Here is a 22,879-nt window from a genome sequence, read left to right on the forward strand (position 1 = left end):
AGATAGCAATACGCAGTCGCTGGCTGCATAACTTAAATCTATCGGGTTTTAAAAGAACAAAATACTTTGAAGGGGGTACTATGTCCTTTTTCGGAAATTGTCATAGTCTGACTGTTATATCTTAGCCAACATGGTAATAAATGTTATTGCTAATTATAACAGATAGCTTTGACTTATCTTTTTTCGAATATTTTTTTGAATTATGCAAAAGTCTCAGTTCCCAAAATGGACAAGTTGTTTTAGTCGTTATCAATAAGCTTAACGGGACTATCGAAAATATTAAGTCTTTGTCTAACATTTACCCTGGGGTATTTGGTCCTGTAGAGAAGTGGTACGGTCCTTTTTTCACGCTTGATGTAAATGCAGCTAATGGTATATTAGGGGTTACTGCAGGTAAGCAAACCTCCGGAAAATACTCTGACTCTAACATATATTACTTTAATGCTATTAATATAAACAGTAATACTTCTTTCACAACTCCTTTAGGGCCGGTAAACAGAACTGATGGAGCTGCTAATTGTGCCGATAAAATTTTTTCTTTTCCCGTTAATAAACATCTGTTTGGTGTAGAGCGGATTCAGGGTGCTTTTACTTCTGTTGGTTACAATAATCGTTGGTATCAACATTTTAGGACAATATACAATGCCACTACTGGTGCAGTAATAATGACTTTATCTCCTGGTCAAGTAAACGATGATAGGAATACTAATATTAGAATCCCTGGTGGTAGAGTTGTCGGTACTATGTCAGATCAACGTTTTGCCGTTTTGGACGGTCAATTGAGATTTTATGACCCAAATGGTATGCTGCTATGGAGTAAACCGGGAGGCACAATTGGTGCACCGGCCTATTTCTTAGGGTTAGTAGTATATTGCGCGGATGGTCAGATTCAGTTACTGAATCCTAATAACGGGCAGCAAGTAGGGGCAAGCATCCCATACACATATGTCAGCAACAATACCCAGTACTTATACACGAGGGATAGCAACGGCATAACACACGTTTTTAGTCAGCTGCAAGGTCTACAGTATCTCAAACAAGCTATTGAGAATCATAATTGGGATCCGGATAAATGTAATGTCGTAGTATCCGTTATAGACACAGATGGTTTTAAGGATTTTGAGGCTCAAAAAGATAGTATTGTGTCCCTTTTACAGGCCCATAACCTTAAACTCGCAGTTATATCACCGCCTACAGGACTGACTAAATCACAGGCCGGGCAGATGATAGCGAAAAATCCCGAAGGTGGCTGGTGGATTCAAACTGCTGATGATATGTCCATCCCGTTAAGCGACCTGGCGAAAAAGATCATAAAGGCTGTAGATGAGGATCGCGGGGCAGATAATATCGTATTGGTCGGGCAGGATGCTGCTTTGCGAGCCAATTATCAAGATCCCGAAGAAGACCCGGCAACAATGATGACCTGGTCATTTACCCATGATCCCGATAAACTGGGCGATTATGAGCTGGTGGAAAAAGCAGATATATCTACCCTTCATGACACCAGTAAAACGGTTGTGCCAGAGGAAAATCAAACCACTTTGGATCTTACTTTTGACCAGGCAGGAACCTATAAAGTATACTGCAAGGCCCAGGATCGTCCCAATACCACCGAAGCTTACCGGGAACATGAAAAGGCCGGTAATAAATGGTCGAACCAGGACGCATACATTACCATCATCGCTCACTATAAACCCGTGGCAAGCTTTACGATCACGGACACCACAGTAAACAAGAATGTACCATTAAGCATTATTGATAACAGTTATGATCCTGACCTATATAATCCAATCAGCCAGGCTACAACCGATCCCTTAAACCAGAAAGGCCTGCGCTGCTGGCAGTGGCAGTATAAGAAGCCCGATGGGACATGGGAGAGCTATATCCGATATGACAATGTTCCACCGGCGATCAACGCAGCAGCAGGAACGTATCAGATCCGCTTGCGGGTGCAAGATGTTTTTGAAGCTTGGTCAGATTGGACAGAAACCAAATCATTTAATGTTGTCAACCGTTCTCCCGTTGCCGACTTTATAGTGAATCCAAATCCTACTTTTACTAAGCTTTCAACTACCATTACAGATAAAAGTTATGATCCGGACGGCGAACCAATCGTTGAATATAAATGGGAAATTCAAAAAGCCAGTGATCAGACAGATATATTTATTCATACAACTCCAGATCCCTTTGGATATACGTGGGAGGATACGGGATCTTACAGAGTTAAACTGACCGTAAAAGATCCTGAGGGGGCTACTGGAACGGCTGAAAAAATAGTTGTAGTCAATGAAGCCAAACCTCCTATTGCCAGAATCAGCGTACCCAACCCGGTATATTCTGGCGAGATAAGTCTGATGGACGGACGAGCCTCCACAGCAGAGGCACCTGGCTCTACACTGGAGTGGGCTTATTGGCAGTATAAGAAGCCGGGCCAGGATTGGTCAGATACCCATACTCAAATTCACGGCGGGAACTTTAATCTGCCCCAGGAACGATGGCTGATGTTCCCGATATATCCGGCAGATAATGAGTTAGGACAATGGGCGGTAAGATTGGTTGTAGTAGACAGTTTGGGGCAATTCTCTGCACCTGCAGAAAAAACATTTACCGTTACAGAAGGCTGGGAGATCACAGGCCAAATTATTCCCGAAGTAGGTGAACGGGGCCGCAACATGCGCATCCAGGCTTATGCCCACAGAAAGGGCAAGCCTAACGAAAAATACCAGATCGACAGCATGAAAGCAGAGTTGGCCTATCTGGACGCTGCCTGTACAAAATCAGGTCGGGCAGTAGCAGAAGGAATTGAAACCCTGAACATGCCTTACGATGCTAGTAAGGCTGATTTTAGAGTTACCTATATGGTACGAGAAAAAATCTATGAAACCAATCGCTGGCCAGCAGACGGAATGTATCAGATTAAAGTTATTGGTCAAAAGGGAACCACCCGTAAAGAGATTGTACTGCCGTTCAGCATCAAAGGTAATATCCATCAGAGATTCTATATTCAAACAAGAAGCTGGTAAGCTTATAAAATTTACTCTTTTAGGCTCTGGATTTATTTCCAGGGCCTTTTTTTATATGCGGTTTTAAGAGAGGGGGGTTAATTCTTGTCAACGGATGTTAATGATTCTGCCCAGGAAATATCCAGAATGCTTTTAAGTTGTCCAGATTTGTTACCACATTCGATCAAGGTATTTTTAACGGTGGGTAAAATTATTGATGCTTTACCGGATAAGGCCTTAACCGGTAAAGAGGTTAGGGATGTTCTGACCGCGGCTCTTTTACATGATGTGGGTAAATCAAGTTGGAAAAAGGACTGGTTCGTGAAGCCGCGCTATCTGATAAACGATGATGACTGGAAACAAATGCAGCAGCATCCTTTGGACGGTGCGCAACTATTAAGCGTTTTACCAGAAATACCAAAGTCAATAATTCGGCTTGTAGCAGAACATCATGAACGTCCAGAGGGAAAGGGATACCCGCAACAGAAAGAACCGGAATTTTTATGCATCCTTCTGGCTGCGGCTGATGTCTATTCTGCTTGTACGGAGAATAGAGCCTATAGAAATAATAAAAAGTTTGCTGCCCATGAGGCTATAGAACAAGTGGCGTCTTTTGCTTCTACGGAAATTATTGAGGCACTTTTGGGCTGGCAAATATGATCTAAACGAGGTCTTCCCGTATAACCATTATTTGGGCTAATAAGACAACCTGATTATTTAATAAAAATTATAATAAAAAGGAGTTGATGGCTTGGAAGAGAAACCTATAGTAATACCAGGAAAAAGACCAAATGTTAATCTTGTATTTACCGGGGGTGATGGCGAAAAAAAGGCCTACAAGATTTTAGCGGATATCGTTATTAAAAAGTTTACTGAGGAAAAAGAAAAAGAACTCGAAGGAGAGAAGAAATGCGAGTAGCGGTTTATGCTCGTGTAAGCACGGAAGATCAAGCCCAACATGGCTACAGCATTAATGAACAAATTCAAAGCGGCATACAAAGGGCTAATGAGCTGGGAGCTATTGAGATAGTAAAATTTATAGACGAAGGATATAGCGGCGCAACATTAGAGCGTCCGGGCTTATCGGATCTGCGTAACGAGGTAAGCCAGGGTCTGATTGATGCTGTAGTATTAAGAGATCCTGACCGTCTTAGCAGGAAATTATCATACCAGTTATTGCTGACAGAAGAATTCGAAAAAGGCGATGTTAAATTAGAATTTCTTGATTTTACCTGGGAAGATACCCCCGAAGGTCGGCTTTTTTACAGTATGAAAGGTGCTATTGCTGAGTATGAGCGGGATAAAATCAAAGAACGAATGATTCGCGGCAAAAATCAAAAAGCCCGCCAAGGCGGTGTCCCTATGAATTTCAGCCTGTATGGGTATGATTACGAACCCCGAACCGGAATTAAAATAAACCCAGACGAAGCCGAAGTAGTGAAATATATTTTTGAACGATTTACAGCTTATTATAGTCCTGCGGCAATCACTATAGAACTCAATGAAAGAGGAGTTCCCACTAAAAAGAACACGTATTGGTATCGACAGGTAGTAAGACAAATTCTTATGAATCCTGCTTATAAAGGGGAGTGGCATTACTTAAAAAACCACGAAAACCCCATTATAATTCCGGTGCCTCAAATAGTGGAGACGACTACTTGGGAAAAGGCCCAGGAGATTTTGGCAGAATCCAGAAGACTATGGGCTAAGCGGGGCAAGCAGCAATATTTGTTATCAGGATTAATTACCTGCACTGATTGCGGTACACCTATGGGGGGAGTTCACGCTAATTATTGGGGCAGAAAAGTACGTTGTTATACGTGTAGAAAATCAAAATCCACTAACCGTATACCGGGTTGTGAACCCGCTAAATACATTAATGCAGAGAGTTTGGAATTAATAGTATGGGAAGAAATAAAAGAGGTATTATCTAATCCGGATAAGCTCTTAATCGAAATTAATCAAAGTCTGCCGAGTAATAATAATTATAAAAATGAGATCAAGCGTCTTGAAAAACAACTGACAGAAACCGAACGAGGCAGAGCGCAACTTTTGGATGTAATATCCCTTGGCCTGGCTGAACTGGATGCCGGAACTAAAAACAAACTATATCAGTTAAAGCAACGTAAAGAATCCTTGGAGAAACGTATAGGGGAAATAAAAAAAGAGGCCAATCTCAGTATATCCGGAAACGATATCAAAAAACTTAAAAAGCTAGGTAAACAAGTTTTAGAAAATATTGATGAATTGGAGTTTGAAGACAAGAAAAGGATAGTACGAAGCCTGGTAGCACAAGTAAATATATCCGGCAGGATACACGGCACTTACCATGAACCAGGTGATTTACCCGGAGTAAATATAAAAATAACCTTTAATCATCGAATCGCCGATTCCATAAGGGTTTTAGCCGAAGCACGATATTGACATTAAGACGGAAGTCCTTATGCATTTGCGCAATATCAAGAAACTTAAAACGGAGATATCAATCTACGATCCCATCGGTTATGACAAGGAAGGTAATGAAATATCGCTGATTGATATCTTGACTACAGACAGCGAAATAGTTGAAATGGTTGAGGCTCGCCTGCAGGAGGAAAAGGTGAGGGATAAATTAGATACTCTAACCCGCCGGGAAAGACAAGTCATCGAGATGCGTTATGGTATTTTTACTGGTTTAAAGGAAACTCAACGCGATATCGCCAAGAAACTGGGGATCTCAAGATCATATGTTTCCAGGATTGAAAAGCGGGCGGTAAATAAGCTGATCAAGGAAATAAGGATCGAAAACACCTAAAATGGGTAAGCTTACACCTGAGTATATTAGGGTAAGTTTTATTGCTATACAGGCAGGAGAATTACTGGAAGCCACTGCTGGTTCGAACCAGCCTGATTATATCGATGACTTAGGTAATAGGTTACTATGAGGATTTTCTCAAAAATAATGCATTGTTATATTAAGTATCAATACATTGTGCGAGTTAATTACTTGATTAACTAAAAAGGATTGGGTATGGTTAAAAAAGCAGCCCGAGGGCGGTCGTCCCAGGGCTGCTTTTGCGTGTAACTACTTCAAGATTACTGGCTTCAGTTGCAACATTGAATCCAGGTTATTGATAGCCTTGGCGTCAATTATGACGGTCTTGCCTTGCTTCATGATCTTGGCAATTATTGGAGTTAGTTTGGCCACCAATTGGGCTTTTATACTGGCCGGAATCGGTACTCCGATAACCTTGCCAATTAGGTCTACGATTATCATAGCAACTACCGGAGCCATGATGTCAATCATCTGGTCTGAGGCCATCAGGGCGATTCCATAGGCCAGATAAGGGGCAAATTGAGCATCAACCCCGGCTGCAATTAGTTTCTCCTGTATCTTGGCTGTATCAGGTGGGGTTTGACCGGTAATAACGCTCAGAACAACCGGATACAATTTGGCCTTTAGTTCATCCTTGGTGCCGGGATAACCCTGGCTTATCATCAGGTCGGCCAAAGATTCGGCCGCATATGCGGCAATCTGAGGCGCATATTTCTGCAAGAGCCCGGCAATTATTTTATCCATGGCTTGCTGTGTCTTGGCTTGATTGTTGGTAATCATTCCGGTGTACAGGGCCTTAATTACCTCTGGCGGTACATACTTCTGAATCTCTTTAAGGTCTTTCTCCGGGATGTACGTTATTATTTGAGCCAGGGTCTGCTTAAACTGATCGGATTGAATAAACTTGGCGACATCATCAAAGGTGATCTCATTGGTCGGCAATTCGGGAATGGAACCAATATCAGGAATAACCACAGGAATTTCGGGAATTGTAGGCGGAGTAGTAGGTGTAGTCGGTATTGTCGGTGTTGTTGGCGGAGTAGTCGGCGTTGCTGGTGTAGTACCAGGAATCGCTGGAAGGCCCGGTATCGATGGCAAGCTTATGTTGGGCAAGCCGCCGCCAGATGGGCTTGATGGCAGTGAAGGAATACTGATATTTCCTACCCCCGGAAGACTTATTCCTGATGAACCCGAAGGCAGAGCATTTCCGCCCAGGTTAAACGCCAGTGCCGGACAAACAAAGGTAAAACTAAATACCAAGGCAAGTAACAAAGCAATTATTTTTCTCTTCATGATAAACCTCCCCAAAAATCTCTCGTATTCAGAGCTCAATCCCAGTTAAACCTACAATCACCTCCCAGTTAATGTATACCAATAATATTATTTTAGGATACCTATATAATACTCAGAGACAAGCCCCTGTGTAAAGTTTCAATTTTCTGAATATTATTACTTTTATACAACTTATTTTCTATTTTGTATATTAATCAATCACCAATTACCAGGTTGCATATCATTGCCACCGATGGATGTTTGGCAACCGATGGAGGATTTATGGTAGGGAAAGGTATACTTATTAATAATCTATGTTCCCCGGATAAAGGAAGTTCAAAATCTGGTTATACTAGGATTGGAGAGCATAACAATAAACTATTTATAATTAAGGGGGTAGCTGTAATGAAGGTAGCTTTAAAAAAGTACCTTGTATGCAGGGTAACGATACGATTGTCTGAGATGCCCCAAGTCTTTCGCTGAGTCGGGACAAGAAAGCCTGAGGAGAATCGCAGTTTAGTGAGAGGTGAAAGCCAATAACAAAACGGGTTTCAGAAGCTACTTGCCGTTGCGATAGACTAAATGAGAATGGTTGCATTATGGACATCTAATTGATACATTGTTTTGCATGAGGACTTGTTTCCTTCGGGAGGTATTCGCTTTATCGCAAAAATAGTGTGCCAAGGGGGATGGCAAGTCCTCAATTTTCATTTAAGTTTACAAAATGTTTTCTGAAGGGAGCGAGTTAAATGGAATTTTTTGAGGTTATAAAGAAGCGCCGGGCGGTACGCATGTATAAACCTGATCCGGTCAGCCGCGAGGATATTTTGACCATCTTGGAGGCAGCCCACGCCGCACCTTCGGGGCGCAATCTGCAGTCGTGGAGTTTTCTGGTAATTAGCGGAGAAAAGAAGCAGGTTATGGGAGAAAGCTACGGCAAAATTGCGGAAGGCTATACCCGGGACTGGGAAGACCCTCAAGCCAGGGAGTCTTTTATCAACTACTCCCGCACCTATGGCGGGGCTCCGGTCATTATCATGGTGCTGGCCGATGCTGATCCCGTTCCAGGTGTTAACAGGATGCACCTGGAGAGCGGCTGCGCCGCGATGGAGAATATCTTGCTGGCCGCTACCGCCCTGGGTCTGGGGACTTGCTGGATGACAGGGCCGCTGCAGGATGAGGCCAACTTACGCAAACTTCTGGATATTCCCGATGACAAACAAATCGTTGCGGTTACGCCGCTGGGGCACCCAGTTGCCTGGCCAGATCCCCCTGTATTCCCGGTTCCCGATTTTGAGCAGAAAATACGGTGGATTATTTAATCGTTTCCAACCAAATACAAATGTATATTAAACCTCAGCGAAAATAACCATAGGATTTCATGGGCAAAGGCCATGTTTCATAATTTGAAACATGGCCCTTTTTGAGATCCAGGGCTAAGCTAATCGACATTATCAACCCATTTTTGAATCCTGCTATTTAATTTAAAGTTTCCGGGGTTTGATTCCGTTATTGATTTGCTCTGTTTTAAAACGGGGGAAAGGCTGGGTGCCAGCTTAGGGGAAAAAAGTTCAGGGTCTGTCCCCAAACTTATTTTGATTTTATAGCTTCTCAACTCTGCAATAGATACGGCGATGCATAGGAGTACACATCTCGTCACGGTCTGTGCTTTTTACTAGCTCATTGACATTGACGCCGTATTTTTTGCCATCATAGATCAATCCACCGCCGTGCCGGATATATACACAGCCGGCTGCTGCACGCGGGCTTATTTCTACTTCTATTTCCGCGGATGATGCCTTTGTTACAATACGTGCCTTTTCTCCGTCCGTCAGGCCTAGACGGACGGCATCAGCTTCGTTGACCAGCATTGTTGCCCAGCGTCGTGATTTGTTCCACTCTGGATTGCGCATGTTCGTGTTAGCAACTGTCTCATGATGGAGGCCGGAGTGGAGAATCATCGGGTATTTGGCAGGCATTGTTAAGCTTTCAAGTTCGCTGTTTATGGTGGCTGCTTTTAGCGGTTCCAGCAGTTCCTCAATCTTCAGGGCAATTTTTTTGTCTTCAGTACGCAGCATATTAAAATTATCACCCTGGAATTTCGCCAGCATGAGCCCCTGCGGATGTGCAAGGATGTCATTAAAGATTGTCTCTACCATGGTTTGGTCTGTCGGATAGCCCATTGCAGCTGCACCTACCTTAAAGGCTTTGCTGCTGCCGACCAAAAGTCCGACTATCAGAGCCTGATTCACAGATCCAAGAGCATATCCGAGCGTTTCAGCCATGATCAGGGGGACAATTTTTAGGTGCTGCGGATTTTCATTGATGAACGCTCCCATGGCACCCAGGTATGAAGTGATACCTTTTTTGCCAGCTTCATAGAGATACCCAGGCAATTCAGGCAAAAAGCCCATAGCTTTTATAAGTTCAAGCATGATGGCTGCGTTTTCCTTGGATTCATCACTAAGTGGTACCAGGACCGGCTGCCGCATCTGGAAGAAGAGTTCAGGATAGGAGAAATTGAAACAGGTTGTATCATACATTTCCATATAGCTGCGGCACGGCAGTATATAATCACTAAGACGGGCTGTTTCACTGTAGTTGATCTCCAGACAAACGGATAACTCCAACGCCTCAAATGCCTTTTCGTAGGCCAGTGTATCGGGATACGAGCGCAAGGGGTTGCAGGAGCTGACGATAAGTGCTCTGATGTGATCAGGGTGGTCATTTAAGATCTCGTCCGGCAGAATTGCCGGCGGGAATACCCCCATAATCGGGAACATATTGTGCTTGACTGTGCGCCATGTTTTGGGGTTACGTTCATCACTGTCTCCGCCCATGGGAAAGAGAAAAGCCGGATACATTTGACCTCCTTCCACACAAAAACGGCCAGTTATGGATCGTAGGATGTGCAGCATGTAGTTATTGATGGTGGAGTTGCGGTTCATATAGATGCCGAGATCCTGATGGATGCAGGATTTTGTCTGAGCTATCAGACGGGTTGCCTCGATTACCAGTGCATAATCGAGTGCGCAGACCTCCTCTACAGCACGCTTCGCATCAAAATCTTCGAACAAAGGCTCAAGCTCATCCCAGCCATTAACATGTTCCTGGATGAAAGCCCTATCTTCCCATCTATTGTTCAGAATGATTTGTATCATAGCTTTAAGGAGCATGGTATCTGTACCTGGACGAAGTGCCAAATGGATGTCTGCACGTTCCGCTGTTTCGGAAAGGCGGGGATCAACAACAATGAGTCTGCGATTAGGGTTAGCTTTGATTTCCTTGATCAATTCTCGGGTACGCGGCTCTTGATGACTCATCCAGCCGTTCCAGCCCCACGCAACGATGGTATCGGCACGATGCGGATCAGGAAGGGTAATCAGACCCTGCTTGCCGGCAATACGGCCATCGACCCAGTAGACATTGGAGAATTCCTGTGCCAGCGGTGAATAATAGTAACGGGAACCAAGGAGGTTCAAAAGACGCAAGCCTACGCCTACTTCCATCTGGCCGCCGCTACTCCCGCCTCCCATGTAGGCAAAGGCTTTCGAACCGTGCTGCTCCCGGATGGCTAGCATTTTTTCCGAAATTTCTTTTATCGCCTGTTCCCAGCTAATCCGTTCATGATGATCGCCCAGTTTTTTCATCGGATAATGAATGCGGTCGGCATTATGTATTGCATGGGCGATGCTTAATCCTTTTCGGCAGCAATAGCCCTGACTGCGCGGGTTATCCTTATCCCCGCGAACCTTTTTGATACGGTTGTCCTCCACCATCATCTCCAGTCCGCAATTCTGGGCACAGAGTGTACAACTGCTCTTTTTCCACTCTTCCATCGGTATCGCTCCCTCCATTCGGTGATTCGCAGGTTTTTAAGCCAATTTTCTTCATCATGACTAAGTTGTAACTATATTGGTTACAGTATATCAAGACGAGGATTCTTAATCAACCATATTTTAACTGTATTTCCATATTTATATCAAAAGAGTGTGCTGTTTCAGGCATTTGACTCTAGTTTCCTAGACAGAATGGGGAAGCCTCTGGAATAATATACCAAGGACAAATTAGAAATGAGCTTAATTGAAATGCGCTGCCGTCCTGGGGAAAATTCAGATCTTTATTAAGATTGTAAGACTGTTTCTTTTTAGAGGTAGCGGGTACAGTTTTTTAAACTGAGTTTAAATCCGTTGCAAAGTCTCTAGGGCTTTTATCCCCAAGGGAGTACGGGGAATGAAAATGATATAAAAGAGGCTGGTACATTGTTATACCAGCCTCTTTGGAATGCCTTGGATTTAGTTTCAGGTCCGCAATTACATCCAGAAGGCAATATATAGATAACCCATAGCCATCACTACGGACAGAATCATTAAAGGAAAACCAATCTTCAGATAGTCGATAAAACTAATGGGGGTGCCATTTCGTTCGGCAATCCCAGCTACTATTACGTTGGCAGAAGCGCCGACCAGGGTACCGTTACCTCCCAGACAGGCTCCCAGAGACAAGGCCCACCAGATTGATTCCATCGGCATATGTGACATTTCGCCCACACTTTGCAGTAAAGGAATCATCGTAGCTGTAAAAGGAATATTGTCCAAAAAGGCCGAGGCGATGGCCGACAGCCATAATACAAACATACCGGTTTTGATCTCACTACCGCCGGTTAAATCCAGGGTTTTCTGAGCAATGTATTCAATAACCCCATTAGCTTCCATGCCGCCTACAATTATAAATAAGCCGGCAAAGAAGACGATAGTAGGCCATTCTACATTTAATAGGGCCTCGGCTGGGTCAACCCCGGTAATCAACATTAGTATGCCAGCCCCTAGAAGGGCAACGGTGGCTGACTCCAGGTTTAAACTTTGGTGCAGGATGAATCCAAGCATTGTTAGTGCCAGCACCAGCAAAGATTTCTTTAGGAGTCCCCAGTCTTTAATGCTGTCATATTCATCAAGCTCCATTACTTGTTCAATTTTATCCTCGTCAGCATGCAGGCTTTTTTTGAAGATAAACATTAAAATTATAATCGTAACAATTAATATAACAATAACTGGTAAGGCCAGGTTGCTTACGAAATCCATAAATCCAAGCTTGGTTGCACTGCCAATCATAATATTGGGCGGATCACCTATGAGGGTAGCGGTTCCTCCAATATTTGAAGATAGAATTTCAGCCAGCAAAAAAGGAATGGGGTTAATGCCTAAACGATCTGTTATTGCGTAGGTTACCGGCACCATCAGCAACACTGTAGTGACATTATCTAACAGGGCAGATGCCACCGCTGTTATTACACTGAAGAGCACCAGGATCAGCATGGGATTACCCCGGGCCACTTTAGCTGACTTAATGGCCAGGTATTCAAAAACACCGCTTTTGCGGGTAATACCAACGATTATCATCATAGCGATCAAAAGCCATAGAGTATTAAAGTCAACCGCTTCGACAGCCATCTCTTGGCTAATTACACCTAAGGCGATAACCAGAGTGCCAGCCACAAATGCAACGACACTGCGATGGATCTTTTCCCAGATTATGAAAACATAGGTTATCAGAAAAATGGCTATGGAAAGCCAAAAGTAAAACATGCATTCAACTCCTTGTTAGCTATAGGATTTACCTTGAAATCTGATAAATATGCAGTCATTCTAATCTAAAAAGCACTTCAAATAACACCTCCTCATATAGAGACAAAAAAGGAGTGGATAGCTTTAATAAGGCTACCCACCCCAGTATGCCAATTCTCACGACCGGATCATCATATCTGTGCCTGACTTAGATTCACCCGTCCCACGCATCTGATTTTCATCAGAATTGCTTTGACCGAACCAGTTATTTTACTTTACGGTAAGTATAACATAATTCGGGTAGAATATTCTATACTTTTAATTAATTTTCTGTTTTACTAGCCATGGATCAGACGCGGCAGGCAGCGGGTACATACCCACAAAGCCTGACCTTGGTTTTTGACAGCGATCAAATAGGCATCTTCCTCAGTAGTGTGGCAAAAATTGCAAATCTGGGGAATATAGTTTATTTTCATCCCTTTTTTATGCTCGTTGACGGCATGCTCCGAAAAATCCCGGGCATCTCTTTGCTCCAGAGACAGGGCCCCGGTAGGGCAAACGCCCAAACAGAATCCCGCCCCATCACAAAGCTCTTCGCGTATAACCTTGGCTTTGCCGTTTATTAAGGCCAGGGCGCCTTCCGCACAGGGATTGATACAAACCCCGCAGCCATTGCATAACTCTTCATCGATCCTAACTATGGTACGCACGGCCATAACAGAACCTCCCTTCAATCTTCATTCGGTTTACGGTGCAACTCAATGATGAGTCCCTGCTACTACTTTAACCCCTTTGCTTTCGATGGTTTTTCTGATTTCATCTATATGAGGACAGGGGAGATAATCATCATCCAGCGTCATACAGGAAGATAGATGTACGACATCCAGGTCGTACTTGAGCAGTTTATCCACCAGCCTAGATACGCGCCTCCCTGAACAGCCTCCACAGGTAAAAAAGCCAATCATTTCCACATTGTCACCATAGTCTTTAAATTGCTGGCGGCGGTTGTTAAAAGCCTTGAAGCAGGCTATCCCGGGACATACTTCCGATACAGTATCACAACGAACTACTGCGATTCGGGTAATATTTTTATCAGAAGATTTTTTCTCGGCAAAGCTTATATAATTTTCCCGTCCTGCTATAACATCATCCCGGGTTACTTCCTGCCGTCCATCTTTTTTAACCGCTTTTTCAACTGCCTTTTTGGCCATACTGCGAATGAAACCAGGTGCCTTTTCGAGTTCCTGCAGCGCTTCTTCGGTCCATTGCATTAATCCCACTCCTTCTCCAAAATCATTGCTAACAAGTACTGCCAATAAAGATAGCCCCTGCCGGAAGACAGGGGCTATCGTCTTCTGCGGTCCAAGTCGGATCAGGACTTAATCATAATCAGCATCATTTTAAAATTCTCGGTTGCTTTTAGAGCATGAGGTTCATGAGCAGGCATGATTATTATTTCACCGGTTTTTACAACCTGGTCTGAACCGGAAATAGTAATATTGGCTGTACCGTCTAAGATATATACCATGGCATCAAAAGGAGCGGTATGCTCGCTTAAGCCTTGCCCGGCATCAAAAGCAAATAAGGTAACGTTTCCAGATGGTTTGTTAATTAGGGTTTTACTTACAACTGAATCAGCCTGGTATTCTATAGCTCCTGCAGCTGATACGGCTTTAGCCAGTAGTATGGCGTTTTCTTCTAAATCAATTTCTTTGCCCATAATCATAACCTCCTATGGTTTTTCCTTATAATAACGGATATTAAGCCAAAATAGTAGTGAGATCCTGTTCCACAGTGGAAATCGGTTTAAGATCAAAATTTTTCACCAGTACATCCAGCACGTTGGGGCTGACAAATGCCGGCAGGCTAGGTCCCAGGCGAATATCTTTTATTCCCAGATAGAGTAGGGTAAGGAGAATGGAGACAGCTTTCTGCTCATACCAGGAAAGCACCATGGAAAGCGGCAAATCATTAACACCGCATTCAAATGCCTGGCTTAAGGCTACCGCTATCTGAATCGCGGAATAGGCATCATTGCATTGTCCTATATCCAGCAGGCGGGGAATGTCGCCGATAGTGCCCAACTGTTTATCATAAAAGCGATATTTGCCACACCCCAAAGTGAGAACCGCCGTATTGTCAGGGGTTTTTTCCACAAATTCAGTGAAGTAATTACGACCTGGCTTGGCACCATCACAACCGCCTACCAGGAAAATATGCTTCAAATCACCGCTTTTTACAGCCGCAATGATCTGGTCGGCCACACCCATAACCGAGTTGCGAGCAAAACCAACCATTACTGAACCTTTATCTTCATCATTGCTAAAGCCGGGCATCGCTTTTGCTTTAGCGATAACTTCTGCAAAATCACCATGAGGCGCATGCTTAATCCCTGGCCAGCCAACCGGACCGGCAGTAAATATATTATCACGGTAATTTTCCTGAGGTTCCTGTATGCAGTTGGTAGTCATCAGGATCGGGCCGGGAAAATCAACAAACTCCTTTTTCTGATTCTGCCAAGCAGTGCCGTAATTGCCATATAAATGTGGATACTTCTTTAACTCTGGATATCCATGCGCAGGCAGCATTTCTCCGTGGGTATAGATGTTTATGCCGCTATTCTGGGTGGCTTCCAGGAGATCTTTTAGATCTTTTAAATCATGGCCGGAGACCAGGATACATTTGCCGGCCTTATGTCCCAAAGGAACCTCAGTCGGAACGGGATGGCCAAACGTTTCTGTATTAGCGGCGTCAAGCAGTTCCATAGCCGCCAGATTTATCTCTCCGCATTGCATGACCAGCTCCAGCCAATCGTTGAGATCTAGCTCGGGATTGCCTATTTTAGCCAGACTGGAATGGATGAAAGCATATATATTATCGTTTTCTTTGCCCAGTATTAAAGCATGATGAGCATATGCGGCCACACCTTTTAATCCGTAGATGAGCAGCTCCTGCAAAGAGCGCAGATCCGCGTCACCCTTCTGATCTACTAGAAAACCAATTTCCTCCCCCTGTTTAATTAGCTCGGGGAGTGTTGCAGCAAAAGCAACTGTAGGGTTTTTAGCCAGTAAGGGATTCGGGGATGAGGAAAGCTTGGTTTTAAGATTCTCTCTTAAAGATACACATTTTGTTACCATGTCCAAAAAACGTTGCGGGTCAAAATTCACATTGGTCAAGGTGCTAAAAAGTGCTTCAACAGTAAAATGGTTGACTTCAGGATCTAATATACCCTCCTGCCTGGCCTGATCGGCATACATGGAAAGTTCTTTAAGAGCAAAGAGCAGCACATCCTGGAGGGCTGCTACCTCAGGTTTTTTACCGCAGACTCCGGTCACGGTACAGGCAATTCCTTTTGAGGTTTGTTCACATTGGTTACAGTACATTATACATCCTCCCTTTCACTCTCACGTTTTTCCTAATCTTAATAGATAATTCGGACATATTTAGTCCACTAAGAGACGGCAATTCTCCGCAAGCATATAAAAAATTATTTGCCTGCCAAGTCAGCCAGGCTTTCCCGGCTCAGTTCAGCCAGTAAGGCTTGTTGTGCCCTGGATAGAATCGGAGAAATCTGACAGGTTGCACGATTGGGACAGGAATAACCCGGAGCCAGACAGGGATTAATAGCTATCGGGCCTTCTATGGCTGTAACTACATCGGCTATGGTTATCTGGTCTGCCGGTTTAGCTAGTCTGACCCCTCCTTGATTACCCCGTTGGGTAACAACCAGACCGCTTAAAGAAAGAAGCTGGATAGTTTTTTTAAGAAAATCTTCCGAGATATCCTGGCGTTCAGATATTACTTTGCTGGACAGTATTTCCCCAAAGGGGTGAGATGCCAGTTCCAAAAGGGTTTTCAGCGCATATTCTGCCTGTCGGGTAAGCTGCATTAACATCACCTTCTAAAGTGGACTAATTACATCTACATTAACTATTTACAAGTTTATATTATAAGAATTAAAATGGCAAGCATTTTATTAAAAAAAACCCGTAAATTTTTACAATGACAGATTTTGCGGTAAGATATAGATAACCCAGATTATTTAGACACTGCAGGACACTTTTTCTTGTGAGTGATATTTTAATTGTTTGCATAAGCCTGCCGGATATAGGGGGTACTACAACTATAAAAGAAATTTATACTGTGTTGTTGTAAACAGTATCAGGCAACATATAGTTTAAAGAAATCTGCTTTATTTAAGCAAGGAGGGGTATTAAATGTCGGAGATTAGATGGGACTTGGTTAAACAAAACTGGGTGGCGGTAGCCGCGAACCGCGCTCTAAAGCCCAATGATTTTCCTATTGCCAAAATGGGACTAAAAGCTCCAGCAGCAGGAGGTTTCTGTCCGTTCTGCGAGGGTAATGAGAACTTTACGCCCCCGGAAATTACCGCTTACCGGCCTAAATCGCAAGCCAATGAGAAAGGATGGCTGGTCAGAGCCATACCGAATAAGTTTTCAGCGTTTACCTTGGAAGGAGAGCTTGTAAAAACAGATTCAGGGATTTTTTCATGCTACAATGGCCTGGGTGAGCACGAAGTAATTATCGAGGATCCCCGGCACGGAGTGGAATTTCACGATCTATCGCCGGAGAGAATTGAAACCGTACTGAATATTTTTAAAGAACGCTATCAGGATTTATCCAGCGATGCAAGGATAAAATACATTCAGATCTATAAGAATCGAGGCATGTTTGCCGGAGCTTCTCTGGAACACTGCCACAGTCAGATTGTAGGACTGCCCTTTGTACCGCAGGAGAACAGTGGGTTGCCTAAATATTACCGGGATAATAACCGGTGTTTGCTTTGTGATATGCTGGCTCAGGAAACCGCTTCGGAAGAACGGCTGATATGTAAAACCGACCATTTTACACTTATTTGTCCTTATGCACCGCGTTTTCCTTATGAAACCTGGATCGTCCCTCAACGCCACTGTGAGCATTTTGCGGATATTAACGAAGAAGAAGTAAGGGATCTGGCCCGTGTGCTTAAAAAGCTAACCGGGGTAATCATGGATTGTCTGGATAATCCATCGTATAATTTGGTATTTAACACTGCGCCGGTAAATGTTGAACCTGAAGCCGGTTACCATTGGTATATGGAGTTGACTCCCCGGCTGCTGGTAAATGCAGCCGTGGAAATTGCTGCCGGAATATACATGAATCCGGTGGCCCCCGAGCTATCAGCAGCTATGTTAAGAGAAATCATGTCTTAAACCGAGGTAATTAAATGGCAAATATTTTATATCCCAGCTTATACGTGGATTCTTTATTGGACATTCCACTGGAAGAACTTAAGAGTCAGGGTATCAGGGCGTTTATTTTAGATTTGGACAATACGATAACCGAATGGAACAGCAACGAATTGCGCAGCGAAGTAGAGGAATGGTTTTTGCTCGTTAAGCAGCAGGGTTTTAAAATCTGCATCCTTTCCAACAATGCTGAAAAAAGAATTCTGCAAGTAGCCTCTAGACTGGACGTTCCTTTTATTCATCGCGCCCGTAAACCTAGCCGCAGATCTTTTATAAAGGCAGTTACTTTAATGGAGGTTGCTCCCGAAGAAACTGCCGTAATCGGCGATCAGATTTTTACTGATATCCTGGGAGGAAATCGATCCCGTCTTCTAACCATATTGGTTAAACCCTTAGCAAAAAGGGAGTTTTATGGTACGAAAATATCCCGGGCCATGGAGTTTTTTGTTTTACGCCGCTTTGAGCGCAGTAAACGCATATAAGGAACTAGACGCGGATTAAAGAAAATAATATTTTACAACTGCAGGGGATGCTTTAGCTTGCGCGGGCAATCAAAAAACCACGGGGTTGCAACCTGCTAGTTATTAGCCTAGGTGGGTGCTAGTAGTGCCAGTTGCCTGTAATTAGGGTTTTTTACGAGCACCAAAAAGAAACGGCTCAAAATATAACCTAGCTGGAGGTATGGATTTGGATAATCAACATCGTATCCTTTTAGGACTCTTTGGAAATCCGGTTGAACACAGTCTGTCACCATTGATGCAAAACAGTGCTATTGCCAAAATGGACTTGCCGTATGCATATTTACCCTTTAAGATAGAAAAAACTGACTTAGAAGATGCGGTAGCTTCCATTAGGGTCCTACATATGGGCGGAGTAAATGTAACTATTCCTTTTAAAGAGAGGGTTATACCTTTTCTTGATGATCTTTCATCTTCAGCCCGATTCTGTGGAGCCGTCAATGTAATTAAAAACGATAAGGGTCGTTTGATTGGGTTTAATACGGATGGTCAGGGTTTTATTAGGAGTCTGTCTGATGAAGGGATCACACCCCAAGGACGGATTGTCTTTATTGGGGCCGGTGGGGCTGCCCGAGCTCTGGCTCATGAAATATCTTTGCTTAATGTTGAACAGCTTGTTTTTTTGGATGTTGATGAAACCAAAGCCTGCAACTTGGCTTTAAACGTGCAGAATACGGCAAACTGCACGGCAATCGGCCAGGCTATGCGGGATGATGTATTTCAGGAATTAAGCGCTAAGGCTGATATTATTATTAATTGTACCGCGGTAGGTATGTTCCCTAAGACAGATGATTGTCCGGTTGTATCCCTTGATAATTGCCGTAAAGATACGCTCATATGTGATCTGATTTATAATCCGCTTAAAACCCGTTTCTTGTCAATGGCCCAGGAAAAAGGACTTAAAACCCTGGGGGGGCTTCCTATGCTCGTTCATCAGGGGGCCTTAAGCTTGGAGATTTTATGCGCCTGTTCTGCTCCGGTGGCCTACATGAAAGAAGTGGTGTACGATTATTGCGCTAAACAAGAAAGGCTTCACCCTGATTGAGGTTTTAACGGTTGCGTCTCTTTTAGTGATTATATCGGCTCTGGTGTTTCCGCGTTTTACTGGGGTATTGTCGCGGCTGCAGGTTGAAGGGGACGCACGGCAGTTGGCCTATACATTAAGATGTGCGCGCCAAGAGGCTGTTACCAGCGGAAGCTATAAGGCGGTGGTATTTTATTTTGATGATAACACGTACCGCTATAATAACCAGTTTTACTCCTTCAACCGTGGCACTACTTATGTTGTAACGAATTTCAACAGTTTTTATGGTGGACGCAATGCGTGTATATTTCTTCCCGATGGCACATCGAGCGCGGCCGGTAGGGTTACCATAAAATGCCAAAACATTTATAAATCTGTGATAGTGTTAAATACCACTGGAAGAATCAGGGTTGAAGATTAGAAGATTGCCAAGGAGTGATATAGAATTTGATAGGTCAACTTTTGTTTATCTTTTTTGCCCGAATTATTGATGTTTCGATGGGAACGATCCGCACAATATTAATTATTCGTGGTGATAAATGGCCGGCCGCTATTATCGGCTTTTTTGAAATTATGGTTTATACCATCGCTTTGGGAATGGTCGTAGGTGCATTATCAGATCCCCTTAAGCTGGTAGTGTTCTGTACGGGATTTGCGATGGGTGTATTGGTTGGAAGTATCATTGAAGAAAAACTGGCCTTGGGTTTTAGAGGTCTGCAGATAACGATTGATTATCAGAATGCTTACCTGGTTGATGAACTTCGGGATGAAGGCTATCCGGTAACCTGCTGGGAAGCTGAGGGTAAAGTAGGGCCGAAGCTGGTTTTAAACACAGTCGTAAAACGCAATCTGGCTTCTAAAGTAACAGAAAAGATTTATGAAAGAGACCCGTGTGCTTTTATCGTGTATATGGAGCCCAAATATTTTCGGGGAGGTTATTTTAAAAAGAAATAAACGGTCGTTTTAGGAAGCAGCAATTATTAGTAATCTCTCCGCCACTTATACATATATATAAATGAAGTTGATGGACAGTAATTGAAAAGGTGAGGTAATGAAGAAAAATATTGTTCTTATAGGATTTATGGGTACTGGTAAAAGTTCGGTAGGTTCCAAGCTGGCGATGAAATTAAATAAAGAATTTGTTGATATGGATCGGGAAATCGAAAACATAAGTGGCATGACCGTAACTGAAATATTTCGCCGTTTTGGAGAACTTAGATTTCGTTCTGAAGAATCTCTAATGGCTAAAAAGCTTAGTCTAAGGGACAATCTAGTTATTGCCACCGGAGGTGGCACGGTTCTTTTGCCTGAGAATATTGAAGTACTGCGGCAAAACGGAATTATTATTTTATTGGAGGCGACAGCCCAAGATATTCATACCCGGGTCAGTCGTAAAAAAGGAACCCGCCCCCTGCTTAAGGGGTCTTATACGGCAGAGGACATTCAGCACCTGCTGGATGAGAGAAAACCATATTATGATTGTGCCGACATTCGGGTTAATACCAGCAGTAAAGATCTGGATGCGGTGATAGAAGAAATTATTAATGAATTGAACCAATACGAAACCTTGTCATAGCAAAGCGAAAGCTAAAGTTTACCCGTCCGTAAATCGACTAATCAATTCTCAAAAAACTAAAACGATAAAATAAGCCTGTTCTGGGTTTGTACCTAAATACATCCACTGAACAGGCTTTTTTGTCGCTCAAAAGACAGTAAAAAATGGGAATAATTTGTTGACAAAAAAAAGGAAAAAACCTAAATGCGGCGAATTTATAAAAATCCTGTTTGGAGGATTAATGCAAAAAATCAGGTGAGTTAATGTTCGCTTTAATAAAGTTAGAGGAACATGGCCTGACCTTAATAGAGGTCTTAGCCGTCTTGGTACTAGTAGCCCTTCTGGCTTCAACGGTCGTTGTAGTATATATCCCGGCAAACATGTGGCTACAACAGGCTCGCTTTGAAACTGCGGCTATTTTTTATGCCCGTTCTATCTTGGAAAATCTAAGAGCCGATAAGGATAAGGTCAATGCGGGAAACCAGGGTAAATCTGCTGACGAAATATGGGCCGACCATAAATATAAACCGGCACAACTATCAGACTTAACTTCTACCATAGATATTGAAAAACGTCCTGGCGAATTAAGCCATCTGTTCAATGTATCAGTAACCGTTAATTGGACTGAAGGTGTAAAGTCCCGTTCATTAGTGTTAAAAACCGTAATAAATAGTAAAAAGAAGGGGTTAGATGATTAAGCAAGCGAATGCAGGATTTACCTTGATTGAAATATTAGTCGCCCTTTTTCTGGCGATATTGGTTGCCAGCAGTCTGGTTACGGTTTTTCAAATGAGCCACCATATCTTCTACCGCGACTTTTCTCGATCTGAACTTCAATACATGGCTCGCAAGGCCATGGAAGATATTATTGATTACGTGGTACAGGCCCAACCTGACTCATTAGCAGTCAACGGCGCTGAAGGCAGCCAACTGGAGTTTATCCTATCAAGCGGGGCCAAAATCCAATACTCCCAAGGTGCAAATTATTGGCTCTATCGCAAGGGACCGGATTCAGGACCACCGCAACCTATTGTTGAGCAGATTGCCAAGGTGAAATTCTGCTTGTCAGGCCCCCATATCCTAACTGTAGATGTGGTGGCTGGTAACGAAAAGAACAGCTTTACACTAACACAAATGATTGTCCCCAGGGCCGAAATTGATGAAAACGATTGGCTAAATTCGCTTTAAAGTTTCGAGTTATTCCTTTTTAAGATGCGACAAAGGTTATAAAAAAACCGCAGATTTTTTGAGGGTAAAATGTTAATTAAACCAAATACTTCCAATCATGAGCAGGGTAGTTTAATGGTTATGGCTGTGATGGTAATGCTGGCAGTAGTCATTTTAGGTACTGCCATAATCAGCCTGGCTGCAATGGAGAAAAAAATCAGTTATTATACCTACCGCAAACTTCAAGCCCAGGAAGCAGCCGACGCCGGGGTGGAATGGGCTTTGGAGCAGACCCTGCAAAACCTGCGGGATGATGATCCGTCAACCGGCCCCGCAGGTACTCAGGTGGGCTCGACCCCAACGCCAGTAAAGTATAATTATCAAGATGACTCAATATACTGGGAGATTGTATATACGAGTTCCAAGCCTATCGATAACAGCGATTATATCTATACTTTTAAATCCAAAGGAACTTGTGAAAGGGGCACCACTCAGAGAATATCAAGAACCCTTTTGGTATCGGCACTTTTTATCTACGATACCAAGACACAGAAATACATAACCGGCAGAATTACCTCTTATGAAATCGTGCCCGGGAACTGACACATCGGCCGTCACCTACCAAACTGCATATAATTTGCCGGAGTGATGATGTGGCTATTCAAGGGCAACTGTAGCTATGTACGGTGGCTAAGGAAATCATGTCGAGAGTT

23 protein-coding genes are annotated in these 22,879 nt (G+C 43.4%); 15 read left to right on the plus strand and 8 right to left on the minus strand.

All coding sequences use genetic code 11. From position 1 onward, the window contains the following. Positions 1 to 743: 743 nt before the first annotated feature. The 5 genes from AAV90_RS06235 to AAV90_RS06250 all read left to right on the plus strand — a co-directional run bounded on the left by AAV90_RS06235 (position 744) and on the right by AAV90_RS06250 (position 5,796). Positions 744 to 3,023: a PKD domain-containing protein gene (locus AAV90_RS06235; RefSeq protein WP_157609502.1), complete on the plus strand. Its 2,280-nt coding sequence runs from the start codon at positions 744 to 746 to the stop codon at positions 3,021 to 3,023. Positions 3,024 to 3,107: 84 nt separating this feature from the next. After that, positions 3,108 to 3,662, plus strand: coding sequence for an HD-GYP domain-containing protein (locus AAV90_RS06240; protein ID WP_052729635.1), 555 nt, complete (start codon positions 3,108 to 3,110; stop codon positions 3,660 to 3,662). Between the two features lie 91 nt (positions 3,663 to 3,753). Beyond that, positions 3,754 to 3,921, plus strand: coding sequence for a hypothetical protein (locus tag AAV90_RS14885; protein ID WP_157609503.1), 168 nt, complete (start codon positions 3,754 to 3,756; stop codon positions 3,919 to 3,921). Continuing rightward, positions 3,912 to 5,426 carry a recombinase family protein gene (locus AAV90_RS06245; protein WP_052729636.1) on the plus strand — a complete coding sequence of 505 codons (1,515 nt, stop codon included), beginning with the start codon at positions 3,912 to 3,914 and terminating at the stop codon, positions 5,424 to 5,426. Before AAV90_RS14885 ends, AAV90_RS06245 begins: the two co-directional genes overlap by 10 nt. A 19-nt stretch (positions 5,427 to 5,445) precedes the next feature. Continuing rightward, complete coding sequence (locus tag AAV90_RS06250; protein WP_076982615.1) at positions 5,446 to 5,796, plus strand: sigma-70 family RNA polymerase sigma factor; 351 nt, start codon at positions 5,446 to 5,448, stop codon at positions 5,794 to 5,796. A gap of 270 nt (positions 5,797 to 6,066) precedes the next feature. Here AAV90_RS06250 and AAV90_RS06255 read toward each other — a convergent pair whose 3' ends face one another. Then, a complete protein-coding gene (locus tag AAV90_RS06255) occupies positions 6,067 to 7,110 on the minus strand; it encodes a hypothetical protein (protein WP_046496738.1) in 1,044 nt (347 codons plus the stop codon). Positions 7,111 to 7,838: 728 nt separating this feature from the next. Here AAV90_RS06255 and AAV90_RS06265 point away from each other — a divergent pair. Next, positions 7,839 to 8,411: a nitroreductase family protein gene (locus AAV90_RS06265; RefSeq protein ID WP_046496742.1), complete on the plus strand. Its 573-nt coding sequence runs from the start codon at positions 7,839 to 7,841 to the stop codon at positions 8,409 to 8,411. Positions 8,412 to 8,690: 279 nt separating this feature from the next. On the opposite strand, the gene AAV90_RS06270 is transcribed toward AAV90_RS06265, so the two are convergent. From AAV90_RS06270 to AAV90_RS06300, 7 genes are all read right to left on the minus strand, one after another. Beyond that, on the minus strand, positions 8,691 to 10,928 hold the full coding sequence (locus AAV90_RS06270) for a molybdopterin-containing oxidoreductase family protein (protein ID WP_046496744.1): 2,238 nt from the start codon (positions 10,926 to 10,928) through the stop codon (positions 8,691 to 8,693). A 474-nt stretch (positions 10,929 to 11,402) separates the two neighbouring features. Further along, positions 11,403 to 12,674: an ArsB/NhaD family transporter gene (locus AAV90_RS06275; RefSeq protein WP_046496746.1), complete on the minus strand. Its 1,272-nt coding sequence runs from the start codon at positions 12,672 to 12,674 to the stop codon at positions 11,403 to 11,405. Positions 12,675 to 12,991: 317 nt separating this feature from the next. Then, the gene (locus AAV90_RS06280; protein ID WP_046496748.1) at positions 12,992 to 13,369 is read right to left on the minus strand and encodes an ATP-binding protein; all 378 of its coding nucleotides are present in this window, start codon (positions 13,367 to 13,369) and stop codon (positions 12,992 to 12,994) included. 42 nt (positions 13,370 to 13,411) lie between these two features. Beyond that, positions 13,412 to 13,969, minus strand: a complete 558-nt coding sequence (locus AAV90_RS14435; protein WP_242847500.1) for a CGGC domain-containing protein — start codon at positions 13,967 to 13,969, stop codon at positions 13,412 to 13,414. A gap of 56 nt (positions 13,970 to 14,025) precedes the next feature. Continuing rightward, positions 14,026 to 14,373: a cupin domain-containing protein gene (locus AAV90_RS06290; protein WP_046496750.1), complete on the minus strand. Its 348-nt coding sequence runs from the start codon at positions 14,371 to 14,373 to the stop codon at positions 14,026 to 14,028. 40 nt (positions 14,374 to 14,413) lie between these two features. Next, on the minus strand, positions 14,414 to 16,036 hold the full coding sequence (gene hcp / locus AAV90_RS06295; protein ID WP_046496752.1) for a hydroxylamine reductase: 1,623 nt from the start codon (positions 16,034 to 16,036) through the stop codon (positions 14,414 to 14,416). Positions 16,037 to 16,140: 104 nt separating this feature from the next. Then, positions 16,141 to 16,542, minus strand: a complete 402-nt coding sequence (locus tag AAV90_RS06300; protein ID WP_046496754.1) for an RrF2 family transcriptional regulator — start codon at positions 16,540 to 16,542, stop codon at positions 16,141 to 16,143. A 328-nt stretch (positions 16,543 to 16,870) separates the two neighbouring features. On the opposite strand from AAV90_RS06300, the gene galT reads away from it, so the two are divergent. The 9 genes from galT to AAV90_RS06345 all read left to right on the plus strand — a co-directional run bounded on the left by galT (position 16,871) and on the right by AAV90_RS06345 (position 22,769). Then, positions 16,871 to 17,866, plus strand: coding sequence for a galactose-1-phosphate uridylyltransferase (galT, locus tag AAV90_RS06305; RefSeq protein ID WP_046496756.1), 996 nt, complete (start codon positions 16,871 to 16,873; stop codon positions 17,864 to 17,866). Between the two features lie 14 nt (positions 17,867 to 17,880). Continuing rightward, positions 17,881 to 18,384: a YqeG family HAD IIIA-type phosphatase gene (locus AAV90_RS06310; RefSeq protein WP_046496759.1), complete on the plus strand. Its 504-nt coding sequence runs from the start codon at positions 17,881 to 17,883 to the stop codon at positions 18,382 to 18,384. 205 nt (positions 18,385 to 18,589) lie between these two features. Then, on the plus strand, positions 18,590 to 19,465 hold the full coding sequence (gene aroE / locus AAV90_RS06315; RefSeq protein ID WP_052729637.1) for a shikimate dehydrogenase: 876 nt from the start codon (positions 18,590 to 18,592) through the stop codon (positions 19,463 to 19,465). Positions 19,466 to 19,490: 25 nt separating this feature from the next. Continuing rightward, a complete protein-coding gene (locus AAV90_RS14050) occupies positions 19,491 to 19,865 on the plus strand; it encodes a GspH/FimT family pseudopilin (RefSeq protein ID WP_052729638.1) in 375 nt (124 codons plus the stop codon). Positions 19,866 to 19,891: 26 nt separating this feature from the next. Continuing rightward, positions 19,892 to 20,398, plus strand: coding sequence for a DUF2179 domain-containing protein (locus tag AAV90_RS06325; RefSeq protein ID WP_052729639.1), 507 nt, complete (start codon positions 19,892 to 19,894; stop codon positions 20,396 to 20,398). A gap of 97 nt (positions 20,399 to 20,495) precedes the next feature. Continuing rightward, positions 20,496 to 21,020, plus strand: a complete 525-nt coding sequence (locus AAV90_RS06330; protein ID WP_046496762.1) for a shikimate kinase — start codon at positions 20,496 to 20,498, stop codon at positions 21,018 to 21,020. 242 nt (positions 21,021 to 21,262) lie between these two features. Then, positions 21,263 to 21,697, plus strand: coding sequence for a prepilin-type N-terminal cleavage/methylation domain-containing protein (locus tag AAV90_RS06335; protein WP_046496764.1), 435 nt, complete (start codon positions 21,263 to 21,265; stop codon positions 21,695 to 21,697). After that, entirely contained in the window at positions 21,690 to 22,187 is a 498-nt protein-coding gene (locus AAV90_RS06340; protein ID WP_046496766.1) for a type II secretion system protein, read from the plus strand. Before AAV90_RS06335 ends, AAV90_RS06340 begins: the two co-directional genes overlap by 8 nt. 69 nt (positions 22,188 to 22,256) lie before the next feature. Then, positions 22,257 to 22,769, plus strand: a complete 513-nt coding sequence (locus AAV90_RS06345) for a pilus assembly PilX N-terminal domain-containing protein (protein WP_157609504.1) — start codon at positions 22,257 to 22,259, stop codon at positions 22,767 to 22,769. The last annotated feature ends 110 nt before the right edge of the window (positions 22,770 to 22,879 follow it).

Origin of the sequence: Syntrophomonas zehnderi OL-4 (assembly GCF_000983115.1) — a bacterium.
Taxonomy (GTDB): domain Bacteria; phylum Bacillota; class Syntrophomonadia; order Syntrophomonadales; family Syntrophomonadaceae; genus Syntrophomonas_B; species Syntrophomonas_B zehnderi.